The sequence below is a fragment of the Streptomyces lacaronensis genome, from assembly GCF_047337785.1.
In the GTDB taxonomy this organism is placed as follows: Bacteria; Actinomycetota; Actinomycetes; order Streptomycetales; family Streptomycetaceae; genus Streptomyces; species Streptomyces lycopersici.
This window is the reverse complement of record NZ_JBLHDK010000003.1, coordinates 11249894-11263385: the sequence shown is the minus strand read 5'-3', so window position 1 is coordinate 11263385 and position 13492 is coordinate 11249894. Positions and strand designations below refer to the sequence as shown.

Sequence of the window (13492 nt, the reverse complement as noted above, 5' to 3'; positions counted from 1 at the left end):
TGTCATGAGGCTCACCCTGCGGCAGCGCACGGAGCGGAAGTCGCTGCTGGTCGCCGAGCCCGAAGTGCTGGAGGAGCTGCGCCGGCTGCGGGCCCGGGTGACGCATGTGACCGGCGCCCTCGCCGCCACCAGCGATGGCGTGGTGCTGGCGCATGACACGGCCACCATCGAGCCCGAGGGCGTGGCGGCGCTGACCGCCGCGGCCCTCGGGGTGGCGCAGTCGCTGGCGGGTGCCACCGGGCGGGGCGCCTTCCGCGAGCTGCTGGTACGCGGCGAGAACGGCTATGTGGCCACCTACGCCGCGGGGCCCACGGCCGTGCTGACCGTACTGGCCGGTGACCGCACCAACGTCGGCCGCCTCCATATGGAGGCCCGGCGCTCGGGCGCCCGTCTCGCCGATCTGGTGGGTGTCGCCCTCAGCAGGGCCGAGCAGCCCTGACCCCACGACCTCCCCCGCCCGGCGCGCATCCGGCGCGCCGAGATCCGACCGCACATCACTGACATCGAAAGGAACAGCCACGATCATGGCGAACACCCAGACCGCGCTCAAAGAGGCGATGACGTCCATCGAGGGCTCCCTCGGCGCCGCGCTGGTCGACTACTCCAGCGGGATGGCCCTCGGCACCGTGGGCGGCGGAAAGGAGCTCGACCTGACGGTGGCCGCGGCGGGCAACACCGATGTGGTGCGCGCCAAGGTGCGGACCATGGAGCAGCTCGGTCTCCAGGACACCATCGAGGACATCCTCATCACCCTCGGCACCCAGTACCACCTGATCCGGCTGCTGAAGGGCCGGGACAGCCAGGGCCTCTTCCTCTATCTGGCGCTGGACAAGAACCGGGCCAATCTGGCGATGGCACGCCACCAGCTGCGCAAGATCGAGACCGAGCTGGAGGTCTGAGCCGCACGGCCCCGATCCGGGTGCCGCCGCCGTCCGGTGGGCCGGACCGGCCCACCGGACGGCGGCGGCACGCTAACGCACCAGGCAAGGGCGCTTGTTGTCGAAGGTCCAGCCCGGGATGAGATAGCGCATGCCGACCGCGTCGTCCCGCGCCCCCAGCGCCTTCTCCTGGTAGAGGGCGTGGGCGGCGAGGAGCCGGTCGCGGTCGAGCCGGACCCCCAGCCCGGGGGCGTCCGGGATGGCGATCTCACCACCGGCGATCCGCGGCGGCTCGACGGTGAGCCGCTCCAGCCCCTCCTGCCAGATCCAGTGGGTGTCCAGGGCGTTGTACGCGCCCGGGGCGGCGGCCCCGCAGTGGGCCACCATGGCCAGGGAGATGTCGAAGTGGTTGTTGGAGTGGCAGCCCCAGGTCAGCCCCATCTCATGGCAGAGCTGGGCCACCCGTACCGACCCCTGCATGGTCCAGAAGTGGGGGTCGGCCAGCGGGATGGAGACGGATTGCAGCGCCAGCGCGTGGGTCATCTGCCGCCAGTCCGTGGCGATCATGTTGGTGGCCGTGGGGAGTCCGGTGGCGCGCCGGAACTCGGCCAGGATCTCCCGGCCGGAGTAGCCGTCCTCGGCGCCGCACGGGTCCTCGGCGTAGGCGAGCGTGCCGAGCAGCGGCCGGCACAGTTCGATCGCCTCGCGCAGCGACCAGGCGCCGTTGGGGTCGAGGGTGATACGGGCCTCGGGGAACCGCTCCTTGAGCGCCCGTACCGCCTTGACCTCCTCGTTTCCCTCCAGGACGCCGCCCTTGAGTTTGAAGTCCGCGAAGCCGTAGAGGTCGTAGGTGGCCTCGGCCTGACGGACGATGGCCTCGGGGGTCAGCGCCTCCTCGTGGCGGATGCGGTACCACTCGGCGTCGGCGTCGGGTTCCCGGACGTACTCCAGGTCGGTCCGGCCGGGGTCGCCGACGTAGAACAGATAGCCCAGGACCCGTACCGAGTCGCGCTGCTGCCCGTCGCCCAGGAGCGCCGCGACGGGCACCTCCAGATGCTGCCCCAGCAGGTCCAGCATGGCCGACTCGACGGCGGTGACGGCGTGCACGGTGGTGCGCAGATCGAAGGTCTGGGTGCCCCGGCCCCCGGCGTCGCGGTCGCCGAACCGCTGCCCGATCTCGCGCAGCACCCGCTTGTAGTCGCCCACCCGAGCCCCGACGACGAGGGATTCGGCGTCCCGCAGCGTCTGGGTGATCTTCTCACCGCCGGGCACCTCGCCGAGTCCCGTACGGCCCTCGGAGTCCTCGAGGACCACCACGTTGCGGGTGAAGTAGGGGCCGTGGGCACCGGAGAGGTTCAGCTCCATGCTGTCCCGGCCGGCGACCGGGTAGACGGAGAACGAGGTGACGGTCGGCTGGCTCATCGTGGCGTCCTTGGATCGGGGGCGGTCAGACGTTATGTGTCGGACCTCGAGTGTCAGACATTGAGTGCTTCGAGGGCGGCCTCGACGGCCAGCACGCCGCCGAGGCCGAGTACCGCGAGCACGGTGGTGTAGGTGGTGCGCGCCTTGATGGCGTCGATGACGGACAGGTTGAAGTACTCCTTGAACATCCAGAAGCCGGGGTCGTTCACATGGCTGAAGGCGATCGATCCGCAGGAGACGGCGAGGACCATCAGTTCGGGCTGGACTCCGCTGTTCTCCAGGAGCGGCTGCACCACACCGGCGGCGGTGACCACGGCGACCGTGGCGGATCCGAGCGCCACCCGCAGGACGACGGCGATGAGCCAGGCGAGGATGATCGGCGAAATGGACCAGTCGTCGGTGAGGTCCTTGATGTAGTCGGATATCCCGCCCTCGACCAGGACCTGCTTGAACGCGCCACCGGCCCCGATGACCAGCAGGATCATCGCCATCGCCTGGGCGGCGGAGTTGCAGGAGGCGCTGACCTCGGACAGGCTCCGGCCGATCCGCGGGCCGAACGCCCACACCGCCAGCAGCAGGGTCAGCAGCAGGGCGATCGGCGCGGATCCGATGAAGGTGATGAAGTGCAGGACCGGGCTGGAGCCGGACACGGCCATGTCGGTCACCGCGGCGCCCGCGATCAGCACCACCGGGACCAGGGCCACCGACAGCGACCAGCCGAGGCCCGGCATCTCCTCCTCGGTGAAGGTGCGCTCGCTGACCAGGCCCTTGGGGATCTCGGGGTCCATCCGGCGGACGAACGGAAGGCGCGGCCACACCAGGGCGATCAGCGCACCGGCCGGAACGGCGATGAACAGCCCGTAGAACAGGGTCAGGCCGACGGAGGCGTGGAAGGTCGAGGCCACCGCGGTGGGCCCGGGGTGGGGCGGCAGGAAGCTGTGCATGGTGGACAGGGCGATGGACATCGGAAGGCCGACCCACAGCAGGTTCTTGCGGGTGACCCGGACGATGGTGAACGCCACCGGCACGATGATGACGAAGGCCACCTCGTAGAACATGGTCACGCCGATGAGCATGGCGGTGACCACCATCGCCACCTGGACCCAGCGCAGTCCGAAGGTGTCGATGAGGGTGTTGGCTATGCGCTGGGCCGCGCCGCAGTCGCCCATGACCCGGCCGACCATGGCGCCGAGACCGACGACGAGCATGGTGTCGCCGATCTGACCCCCGACGCCCTCTCCGAGGACATCGGGGATCTTCTCCATCTCGACCCCCTGCACCAGCGCGACGCCGACGGCCACGAGGAGCAGTGCGATGAAGCCGTTGAGCTTCAGCTTGGTCATGAGGAACAGCAGGATCGCCACGCTGATTCCGACGACGACTAGAGGCATGTCTTCAGTTCCCCTTTGAACTGCGGGCGGTTGAGCCGGAGACTCGAACGGCTGCCAGACGGGCCAAGGAGTCCACGTACATGCACTCCGTCTATATATGCAGATGGAGGCTAGAGGGGTGAACACCGCCGGTCAATGGGTATGGCCAGGGATCCGTGACCGGCGTGGTGCGAAACGGGCTTATCGGGCACCGAACTCCGCCTTGGCACCCGTCCAGGCGCGTGCCTGCTCGCTGAGGGTGATGCCGAGGCCGGGCCGCGCGGACACCCGCATCCGGCCGTCACGGATCTCCAGCCGCTCGTTGAACAGCGGCTCCAGCCAGTCGAAGTGCTCCACCCACGGCTCCTGCGGATAGGCGGCCGCGAGATGGAGGTGGATCTCCATCGCGAAGTGCGGGGCGAGTTGCAGATGGTGCTGCTCGGCGAGGGTGGCCAGCTTGAGGAACTGGGTGATGCCACCGATCCGCGGTGCGTCGGGCTGAATGATGTCCGCCGCGTTGTGGCGTATCAGCTCCCAGTGTTCGGCCACGCTGGCCAGCATCTCCCCGGTGGCCACGGAGGTGTCCAGCGAGGCGGCGAGGGCCGCGTGGCCGGCCGCGTCATACGCGTCCAGCGGCTCCTCGATCCAGACCAGGCCGAACTCCTCGAAGGCGCGCCCCATGCGCTGCGCGGTGGGCCGGTCCCACTGCTGATTGGCGTCCACCATGAGCGGTACGTCATCGCCCAGGTGCTCCCGTACGGCGGTCAGCCGGCGCAGGTCCTCCTTGCCGTCCGGCTGGCCCACCTTGATCTTGATGCCGCCGATTCCGCTGGCCAGGGAGGCCGTCGCGTTCTCCAGCAGCTGCTCGGTCGGCGTGTGCAGAAAGCCACCGGAGGTGTTGTAGCAGCGGACGGTGTCACGGTGTGCGCCCAGCAGCTTCGCCAGCGGCAGCCCGGCCCGCTTGGCCTTGAGGTCCCACAGGGCGATGTCGAAGGCCGCGATCGCCTGGGTCGACAGCCCGCTGCGGCCCACGGAGGCGCCGGCCCACACCAGTTTCGTCCAGATCCTGGCGATGTCGCTGGGGTCCTCGCCGAGGAGCGTGGGCGCGATCTCCTGGGCGTGGGCGAACTGGCCGGGCCCTCCGGCGCGCTTGGAGTAGCTGAAGCCGATGCCCTCGTGTCCCTCCTCGGTGGCGAGTTCGACGAAGAGGAAGGCCACTTCCGTCATCGGCTTCTGGCGCCCGGTGAGCACCTTGGCGTCGCTGATGGGAGTGGTCAGGGGAAGGACGACCGAGGACACTCGGATCCAGGAGACCCGGTCGAGGGTCGCCTCACCTGTCTGCTGCGCGGTGTGCGTTGCCGTATGCGATGTGGTCACCACGTGTTGTCCCTGTGTATGGGGCCCGTATGCGGGGCGAGTGGATGTCGTCGGAACCGCCCCCGGGCGGCCGACGAGCTCCTTTGCAAGCTAAGGTCGCCGGACGATCTACGTCTAACTTAAAATTGGCATGCGTTGATACCGGGAGAGCATCGTTGTTCACGCTCATGCAACTCACCAGCTTTGTGACGGTCGCCGAAGAGCTGCATTTCACCCGGGCCGCGGAGCGGCTGAAGATGACCCAGCCGCCGCTGAGCCGCCAGATCCAGCTGCTGGAGACGGAGCTGCGGGTCCAGTTGCTGGAGCGCACCAACCGCTCGGTGCGGCTCACCCCCGCGGGACGCGCCTTCCTCACCGAGGCCCGCCGCATCCTGCGCCAGTCCGAGCACGCCGTGCTCGCCGCCCAGCAGGTGGCCACGGGCGAGGCGGGGAGCATCGCCATCGGCTTCACGGCGGCCAGTGCCCACTCCGTACTCGGCACACTGCTGGAGATCGCCCGTGCGGCCATGCCAGGCGCGGAGATCACCCTGCGCGAGATGGTCACCCGTGACCAGCTGGAGGCCGTCACCGAGCAGAGCCTGGACCTGGGCCTGGTGCGGCCCTCGGTCACCGGCCCTGATCTGCGCTCCCGCCCCGCGGCCCGGGAGCGGCTGCTGGCCGCCCTGCCGACCGGGCATCCGCTGGCGGCGGGCGAAGGGCCGCTGAAGGTGGCCGACTTCGACGGGCAGGAGCTGCTGATGTACTCGCCCATCGAGGCGCGCTACTTCAACGAGCTGCTCATCAGCATCTTCCGCGCCGCACACGCCACCCCGGTCTTCTCCCAGTACCTGAGCCAGGTCCACACCATCCTGGCGCTGGTGAACGGCGGCTGGGGAGTGGCCCTGGTCCCGGAGACCGCCGCCCGGCCGCGCTACCCGAACACCGTCTTCAAATCAGTGGAGTTGACCACCCCGGAACCGGTAGAACTCAACCTCGTGTGGCGCAAGAACAACGACAACCCGGCCCTCCACGCACTGCTCCGCCACGCGGCCGCCCTTCTCCCCGACCGAGGAGCCTGACCGGCGTGACTCCCAAGACCTCCGGTGGCCTGCTGCGGCGCCACCGCGACTTCCGGCTGCTGTGGTGCGGCGAGACCGCGGGGAAATACGGTTCGGCCGTCACCAGTGTGGCGATGCCACTGATCGCCGTCTCCACCGTGCACGCGGACACCTTCCAGGTCGGTCTGCTGGCCGCTACCGCATGGGCCCCCTGGCTGCTCATCGGCCTTCCGGCGGGGGCGTGGGTGGACCGGCTGCCCAGAAGGCCGGTCATGGTGGCCGCCGCGGCGGTCTCGCTGGTGCTGTTCGCGTCCGTCCCGGTGGCCGCCCGGTCCGGTCTGCTGAGCGTCGGAGTGCTGCTGGCCGTCGCCCTGCTGACGGGTACGGCGGCGGTGTTCTTCCAGACCGCCTACAGCGCCTATCTCGCCGGGCTTCTGGACCCCGCCGACCAGCCCGAGGGCAATGCCAAACTGCACGGCAGCGCGTCCGCCGCGCAGATCGCCGGACAGGGTTCCGGCGGTCTGATCGCACAGCTCGCGGGCGCGGTGAACGGGATGTTCGTCAACGCGGCGACCTTCCTGGTCTCCCTCATCTGTCTGACCGGCATCCGCTTCCGCGAACCGCGCGTCCCCCGGGCCGAGCGCCCGCCCCGGGCGCTGGCCCGCGAGGTGGCCGAGGGGCTGCGGCTGATCGCCGGCGACCGGTGGCTGCGCACCCTGACGCTCTTCGCGGCCGCGTCCAATCTGGCGCTGATGGGGTACCAGTCGATCCAGGTGGTGTTCCTGGTCCGGACCGTGGGTCTGCCACCCGGGCTGGTGGGTGGCCTCACCGCGGCCGTCAGCCTCGGGGGCGTCGCCGGGGCGTTCTGCGCCCGCCGCGTCGCCACCCGGGTCGGCGACGCACGTGCGACGCTCCTGTTCGAAGTGGGGCTGGCCGTCGGCGCCCTGCTCATGCCGATGACCGCCGAGGGGCCCGGAACGGTGCTGTTCGTGGCGGGCGGTTTCTGCGTCACCGCCGGTGTGGTGGGCGGCAATGTGATCAAGGCGAGCTTCCAGCAGCGCTACTGCCCGCCGGAGCTCCTCGGGCGGCTCACCGCCACCTCGGCGTTCGTCAGCTATGGAACGCTGCCCCTCGGAGCCCTGCTCGGCGGTGCGCTCGGCACCGCGCTGGGCCTGCGCGCCGCCATGTGGATCACCACGGCGGGCATTCCGCTCGCCGGGCTGATCCTGCTCTTCTCCCCCATCCGGCGCTCCCGGAACCTCCCGGCGTCTCCTCGCGCCCGGCGCCACGATGCCACACCGGCCCGGGAAACCGCCCGCGGTGAGGGCTCGTTGCCGTAAAGGCTCGCGTCGCCCGGCCCACCGTGCGGAGCTACGCTCGAAAGGGAGGGACTCGGTTCGCCAAGGGAGGGACTCGGTTCGCCTTCGAAGGGAGCGTTTCCGTGTCCGTCACATCACGCGCGGCGGCTCCGGCGCCGCTGCCCAGACATCGCGACTGCCCCTTCGATCCGCCCGGTGCCTACGCGGCGCTGCGGGAGGACGGCGGGGCCAGCCGGCTGGCCTTCCCGGACGGCAAGGCGGGCTGGCTGCTCACCCGGCACGAGGACGTGACGCGGCTGCTGGCGGACGACCGCTTCAGCTCGGACCGCCGCCGCACCTCCTCACCGGTGCACGCGTTTCCGGTCCGCCCGGACGACCGCCGCATGCTGGGCTCGTTCATCGGTATGGACCCGCCCGAGCACACCCGCTACCGGCGACTGCTGAGCAAGTGGTTCACCGCCCGGGGGCTGCGGGGGCTGCAACCGCGGATCGAGGAGATCGTCGAGGACCACCTGGCCGCGATGGAGCGCGCCGGTCCCCCGATCGACCTGGTGACGTCGTTCGCCCAGCCGATCCCGTCGCTGGTGATCTGCGAGCTGCTGGGGGTGCCGTACGAGGACCGGGCCGACTTCCAGCGGTGGGCCACCGTTCTGCTCCGGCTCGGCCAGCGCGAGGAGGAGGTCTACGCGGCCCGTGACGCGCTGTGGGAGTACATGCGGGGGCTGATCGACGCCAAGCGGCAGCGGCCGGACGAGGCACTGCTCTCGCGTCTCGTGGGCGGCGAGCACGACGCGCCCGGCGGCCCCGGCAGCGCCACGGCGGCCGGGCTGACCGACGAGGAGCTGACCGGTGTGGGGCTGCTGCTGCTCGTCGCGGGCCATGAGACGACGGCGAACATGCTGGCCCTGGGCACCTACGCGCTGCTGCGTCACCCCGAGCAGTCGCGCGGGGTGCGCGAGCGGCCCGAGGTGATCGACCACGCGGTCGAGGAGCTGCTGCGGTATCTGACCATCGTCCAGTTCGGGATCGTACGGGTCGCGCGGGAAGACCTCGAGATCTCCGGGGCGCGGGTACGGGCCGGGGAGACGGTGGTGGGGGCGCTGGCCTCGGCCAACCGGGACGCCGCGCGGTTCGCCGCCCCGGACACATTGGACGTCACCCGCGACCCGGGCGATCAGGTCGCCTTCGGCCACGGCGTTCACCAGTGCCTGGGCCAGCATCTGGCGCGGATGGAGATGCGGACGGGCTACCCCGCCCTGCTGCGGCGCTTCCCCACGCTCCGCCTGGCGGTGCCGCCCGACGAGGTGCCGCTGCGCCACGACATGCTGATCTACGGAGTCCACCGGCTTCCGGTCACCTGGGACCGGGCCGTCGGTTAGGCGGCCGGCAGGTCCGCCCACCAGGTGATGCCCTCATGGCAGGTGTGGCTGCCGTGGCGCGAGGACAGCGCGGTGACGATGCCGAGCCCGCGGCCGTGCTCATCGGGCTCGATGTCCTCGTCCGCCCGCTGATCGGCGGGGATCGGGCCCCCGTCGGTGACTTCGATGCGCAGGCCGACGCGGCCCTCGCACTCGGTCCAGCTCAGCCGCAGCACGGCCGGGGGCAGGGCGTGCAGGATCGCGTTGGTGACCAGCTCCGAGATCACCATGAGCGCCTCGTCGACCCGGTCGGCCGGCAGCTCCCATTCGGACAGCAGCGCGTGCGCCCGCCGCCGTACGGTGGCGACGGCCTCGCAGATGTGCGGGACGGGCAGGACATGGTCGCCGGCCTCGTCCGCCGAGGGCCGGGCCGGGGCCTCATCGCGCATCGCCGCCGACGGCTGGTCCGGGATTTCGGCACGGGTGACCCCGGACGCCGCCGGGGAGTCCGGGTCCGGCGCCTGGGAGCCGATGAGACGGACGTCGGTGAGATCGACGGTCCCCGCGGTCTGCCCGGTCACGCCGTGCCTGGTGATACCGGGCCCGGTGACGCCGGGCGTCGGCAGGCTCAGTTGTTCCGCCACGTCTCCTCCTCTCCAAGCCGGGTTGTGTCTCTCTGCCGGGCACCCTTCGGGCCACCTTTCGGCATACTGCTCTTCTTGTCCCGATACGGACGCTATGGGCACCAACCGCCGGGGTCAACGAACCCGGGTCGGCATTGCCGAACGTTTGGCGCTCTCGCCGACAGGCTGTGTCACTGGCCGAAGAGCTACGATCGCGACATGGCCGGCCCGGTGCAGTCCATCGAGCGGGCGGCGGCGATCCTGCGGCTGCTCGCCCAGGGGTCGGGTCGGCTCAGTCTGGGCGAGGTGGCGGCCTCGCTCGGCCTCGCGAAAGGCACCGCGCACGGGATTCTGCGCACCTTGCAGAGCGTCGACTTCGTCGAACAGGACAAGGCGACGGGGAAGTACCAGCTCGGCGCGGCGCTGCTGCACCTGGGGACCAGCTATCTCGACATCAACGAGCTGCGGTCCCGCTCCATCAACTGGACCGACGCCCTGGCCGCACGCAGCGGTGAGGCGGTCCGCCTCGGAGTGCCCCTGGAGGGCAAGGTCCTCATCGTCCACCACGTCTTCCGGCCCGATGACACCTTCCAGACCCTGGACGTGGGCTCGCTGCTGCCCCTGCACGCCAGCGCGCTGGGCAAGGTTTTGCTGGCGTACGGGGCGACTCCCCTGGAGCCGCTCATGGAAACCGAACTGGAGAGCTACACCCGGCACACGCTCGACTCCCCCCAGCAGCTGAGCCGGGCGCTGGCCGAGATCCGCGACACCGGGTGGGCGTTCGCGGCACAGGAAATGATGATGGGCGAGGCGGACATCGCCGCGCCGATCCGCGGACAGGGTGGCCTGGTGGTGGGCGCCGTCGGCATCTCCGGCGCCGTGGACCGCCTCTGCGACAGCAAGGGACGGCCGCATGGCTCGCTCGTCGGGCTGACGCGCGACGCCGCCCGGGCGATCTCCCGCGATCTCGGCGCGACCCGCTGGTGATGCCCCATGCCCTGCTCCAACCCGCCCGAAGACAGGCCAGGCCATGGTTGAACGCTATGTGATGTCCATCGACCAGGGCACCACGTCCACCCGGTGCATCCTCTTCGACCACCAGGGACGGCTGGTCTCGGTCGGCCAGCGAGAACATGAGCAGTACTTCGCCCGGCCCGGCTGGGCCGAGCACGACCCCACCGAGATCTGGTCCCATCTGCGCCGTGTCGTCGTCCCCCGGGCCCTGGAGGGCGCGGGGATCCGCCCCGAGCAGATCGCGGCGATCGGCATCGCCAATCAGCGCGAGACCACGGTGGTCTGGGACCGCCGCACCGGCGTTCCGGTGGGCCGCGCCATCACCTGGCAGGACACCCGTACCAGCGGCTATGTCGAGGAGCTGCGGCGGACCACCGGTGACGACTTCTTCCTCGAGCGCTGCGGACTGTCGCCCACGACCTACTTCTCCGCGCCACGGCTGCGCTGGCTGTTCGACCATGTCGACGGCTTGCGCGAGCGCGCGGAGCGCGGCGAGGTGCTGTTCGGCACCATGGAGAGCTGGCTGATCTGGAACCTCACCGGAGGGCCCGACGGCGGACTGCACCTGACCGATGCCACCAACGCCAGCCGCACCATGCTGATGAACATCCGCAGCCTGTCCTGGGACGATGAACTACTGGCCTATTTCGATGTGCCCCGGGCGATGCTGCCGGAGATCCGCTCCTCCGCCGAGCGCTACGGCATGGCCCGCGCCCTGCTGCCGGACGTCCCGATCTGCGCGGCCCTCGGCGATCAGCAGGCGGCGCTGTTCGGGCAGACGTGCTTCGCCCCCGGCGAGGCGAAGTGCACCTATGGCACCGGCAGCTTCCTCCTGGTCAACACCGGCACCGAGCTCGTACGGTCCCGGCACGGGCTGCTGACCACGGTGGGCTACAAGGTCGGCGGCGAGCCGCCGGTCTACGCCCTGGAGGGCCCGATCGCCGTCACCGGCTCACTGGTGCAGTGGTTCCGCGACCGCCTGGGGCTGATCCACAGCGCCCCGGAGATCGAGACCCTGGCCCGCGGCGTCGAGGACAACGGCGGCTGCTACATCGTCCCCGCCTTCTCCGGGCTGTTCGCCCCGCACTGGCGCAGCGACGCGCGCGGGGTGATCGTCGGGCTCACCTCGTACATCACCAAGGGGCATCTGGCCCGGGCCGTCCTGGAGGCCACCGGGTGGCAGACCCGGGAGGTGGTCGACGCCATCAACGCCGACTCGCCCCGGCCACTGCGCCAGCTGAAGGTGGACGGCGGGATGACCTCGAACAATCTGCTGATGCAGTTCCTGGCCGACGTCCTGGACATGCCCGTGGTGCGCCCCATGGTCTCCGAGACCGTCTCCCTCGGCGCCGCCTACGCCGCCGGGCTCGCCTCCGGCTACTGGCCGGATCTGGAGGGGCTGCGCCGCAACTGGCACCGCGCGGCCCAGTGGATGCCCACGATGGACCCCGCACGTCGGGAGGCGGAGTACGAGAGCTGGCGGCGGGCGGTCGAGAGGTCGCTGGGCTGGGCCAGGTCGTAGCCCGGGGCATATTCCTCCACGGTCTGCGCGGGAATCGAGGCGGAACGGAACGTGTGAGTTCCCTGAGGCGGGGTATTCGAGCCAGCCGCGGCTGTTCACTCGAGCCGCTCTGGGACCCAGAAACCCATGAAGACCCAAACCCGATCCATGGACGGAATCATGACCAGCCCTTCCGATGAAAACGTCTCCGCCACCCAGCAGGCCCTAGGCGAGCTGGCGGCCGACCGGGCGGACGAGTCGGCGCTGAACACCCTTGCCAACAGTGAGGTCCTCCTCCCCTCCGCCGAGACCGGAGAGGAGACGGACCCGCAGGCCGTGACCCTGCCCGTGTTCCAGCAGGAGGACGGCGCGCAGCTGGTACCGGTCTTCACCACTCCGGCCCGGATGCACCAGGCCCTGCCGCAGATCGAGCGGTACCACCTGGTGCCGCTGGGCGCGCTGGCCCAGGGATGGCCCTCCGAAGAGCTCTCGCTGACCATCGACGCGGGCGCCCCGGAGGCCGTCACCCTCTCGGCCAACGGCGTGCGGAGCCTGCTCAGCGGCTCCGGCCCGGCCGCCTGACCCTCCCGCGGCGGTCCGTGCCCCTGCTCCGTACGGGCACGGGCCGCGGCGATGCCTGCTCTCGGCGGCCGTTCGCTGATTGGCCATCGTCCCGGCTCATCGTCTACCGTCCCGTGGACAACCTGATCACGGAAAGCCACCGGCGGGACGGACCACGTGAGCGCGATCAACATCGGACAGGCCGTCGTTCTCGGCGTCGTGGAGGGGGTCACGGAGTTCCTCCCGGTCTCGTCCACCGGCCACCTCAAGATCACTGAGGGGCTGATGGACATCCCGGTGGACGACAAGTCCGTCGTGGCCTTCACCGCGGTGATCCAGGTCGGCGCCATCGCCGCCGTCCTGCTGTACTTCTTCCGCGACATCCGCCGCTTCGCCACCGCGTGGGCGCGGGGGCTGGTCAACCGCGAGGAGCGGTACCACCACGACTACAAGTTCGCGTGGTGGGTCATCTACGCCACGATCCCCATCGTGGTGGTGGGCCTGGCCGCCAAGCCGCTGATCGAGGGCCCGCTCGCCTCCCTGTGGGTGGTGGCCGCCTCGCTGATCGTGGGCAGCGGGCTGATGTGGCTGGCCGACCGGATGGGCCGCCACAAGCGCGGGGAGGACGACACCAGCGTCAAGGACGCGATGCTGGTCGGCTCCTCGCAGATCCTCGCACTGCTCTTCCCCGGCTTCTCCCGTTCGGGCGCCACGATGGCCACCGGCCTCATGCTCGACCTGGACCGGGTGGCCGCCACCCGGCTCTCGTTCTTCCTGGGCATTCCGTCGCTGACCGGCGCGGGGCTCTACGAGCTCAAGGACGCCATGGGCGGTGGCGTGGGCACGATGCCGCTCGCGGTGGGCACGGTGGTGTCCTTCGCGGTGGCCTACGCCTCCATCGCCTGGCTGCTGAAGTTCGTGGCCAAGCATTCGTTCAACGCGTTCGTGATCTACCGGATCGTGATCGGCCTGGCGCTGTTCGGGCTGCTCGGCGCGGGCGTCCTCAACGCCTGACGCCGTTGCGGGCGCCCC

The 13492-nt window shown here is 70.4% G+C and carries 13 protein-coding genes; 9 read left to right on the top strand and 4 right to left on the bottom strand.

What is annotated here, in order from left to right:
- Nucleotides 1–4: 4 nt before the first annotated feature.
- Nucleotides 5–439: a roadblock/LC7 domain-containing protein gene (locus ACMTAK_RS48245; protein ID WP_413812050.1), complete on the top strand. Its 435-nt coding sequence runs from the start codon at nucleotides 5–7 to the stop codon at nucleotides 437–439.
- Between the two features lie 85 nt (nucleotides 440–524).
- The gene (locus tag ACMTAK_RS48240) at nucleotides 525–899 is read left to right on the top strand and encodes a hypothetical protein (protein ID WP_413812049.1); all 375 of its coding nucleotides are present in this window, start codon (nucleotides 525–527) and stop codon (nucleotides 897–899) included.
- A gap of 72 nt (nucleotides 900–971) precedes the next feature.
- Here ACMTAK_RS48240 and ACMTAK_RS48235 read toward each other — a convergent pair whose 3' ends face one another.
- The 3 genes from ACMTAK_RS48235 to ACMTAK_RS48225 all read right to left on the bottom strand — a co-directional run bounded on the left by ACMTAK_RS48235 (nucleotide 972) and on the right by ACMTAK_RS48225 (nucleotide 5050).
- Entirely contained in the window at nucleotides 972–2300 is a 1329-nt protein-coding gene (locus tag ACMTAK_RS48235) for an enolase C-terminal domain-like protein (protein ID WP_413812048.1), read from the bottom strand.
- Between the two features lie 53 nt (nucleotides 2301–2353).
- Nucleotides 2354–3691 (bottom strand): gluconate:H+ symporter, encoded by a 1338-nt coding sequence (locus tag ACMTAK_RS48230; RefSeq protein ID WP_413812047.1) that lies wholly within the window; start codon nucleotides 3689–3691, stop codon nucleotides 2354–2356.
- Nucleotides 3692–3871: 180 nt separating this feature from the next.
- Nucleotides 3872–5050, bottom strand: coding sequence for an L-talarate/galactarate dehydratase (locus ACMTAK_RS48225; RefSeq protein WP_413812046.1), 1179 nt, complete (start codon nucleotides 5048–5050; stop codon nucleotides 3872–3874).
- 152 nt (nucleotides 5051–5202) lie between these two features.
- Between ACMTAK_RS48225 and ACMTAK_RS48220 the strand changes: the two genes are divergently transcribed.
- The 3 genes from ACMTAK_RS48220 to ACMTAK_RS48210 all read left to right on the top strand — a co-directional run bounded on the left by ACMTAK_RS48220 (nucleotide 5203) and on the right by ACMTAK_RS48210 (nucleotide 8782).
- The gene (locus ACMTAK_RS48220) at nucleotides 5203–6105 is read left to right on the top strand and encodes a LysR substrate-binding domain-containing protein (RefSeq protein WP_413098974.1); all 903 of its coding nucleotides are present in this window, start codon (nucleotides 5203–5205) and stop codon (nucleotides 6103–6105) included.
- A 5-nt stretch (nucleotides 6106–6110) separates the two neighbouring features.
- Nucleotides 6111–7424, top strand: coding sequence for an MFS transporter (locus tag ACMTAK_RS48215; protein WP_413812045.1), 1314 nt, complete (start codon nucleotides 6111–6113; stop codon nucleotides 7422–7424).
- A gap of 101 nt (nucleotides 7425–7525) precedes the next feature.
- Nucleotides 7526–8782, top strand: a complete 1257-nt coding sequence (locus ACMTAK_RS48210; RefSeq protein ID WP_413812044.1) for a cytochrome P450 — start codon at nucleotides 7526–7528, stop codon at nucleotides 8780–8782.
- On the opposite strand, the gene ACMTAK_RS48205 is transcribed toward ACMTAK_RS48210, so the two are convergent.
- Nucleotides 8779–9405 (bottom strand): ATP-binding protein, encoded by a 627-nt coding sequence (locus ACMTAK_RS48205; protein WP_413812043.1) that lies wholly within the window; start codon nucleotides 9403–9405, stop codon nucleotides 8779–8781. The genes ACMTAK_RS48210 and ACMTAK_RS48205 overlap by 4 nt on opposite strands.
- Nucleotides 9406–9603: 198 nt before the next feature.
- On the opposite strand from ACMTAK_RS48205, the gene ACMTAK_RS48200 reads away from it, so the two are divergent.
- The 4 genes from ACMTAK_RS48200 to ACMTAK_RS48185 all read left to right on the top strand — a co-directional run bounded on the left by ACMTAK_RS48200 (nucleotide 9604) and on the right by ACMTAK_RS48185 (nucleotide 13474).
- Nucleotides 9604–10371 carry an IclR family transcriptional regulator gene (locus tag ACMTAK_RS48200; protein ID WP_413812042.1) on the top strand — a complete coding sequence of 256 codons (768 nt, stop codon included), beginning with the start codon at nucleotides 9604–9606 and terminating at the stop codon, nucleotides 10369–10371.
- A 43-nt stretch (nucleotides 10372–10414) separates the two neighbouring features.
- Nucleotides 10415–11920, top strand: a complete 1506-nt coding sequence (glpK, locus tag ACMTAK_RS48195) for a glycerol kinase GlpK (protein ID WP_413812041.1) — start codon at nucleotides 10415–10417, stop codon at nucleotides 11918–11920.
- 159 nt (nucleotides 11921–12079) lie between these two features.
- Nucleotides 12080–12481: an SseB family protein gene (locus tag ACMTAK_RS48190; protein WP_069872347.1), complete on the top strand. Its 402-nt coding sequence runs from the start codon at nucleotides 12080–12082 to the stop codon at nucleotides 12479–12481.
- A gap of 156 nt (nucleotides 12482–12637) precedes the next feature.
- Nucleotides 12638–13474, top strand: a complete 837-nt coding sequence (locus ACMTAK_RS48185; protein ID WP_413812040.1) for an undecaprenyl-diphosphate phosphatase — start codon at nucleotides 12638–12640, stop codon at nucleotides 13472–13474.
- Nucleotides 13475–13492: the final 18 nt, after the last annotated feature.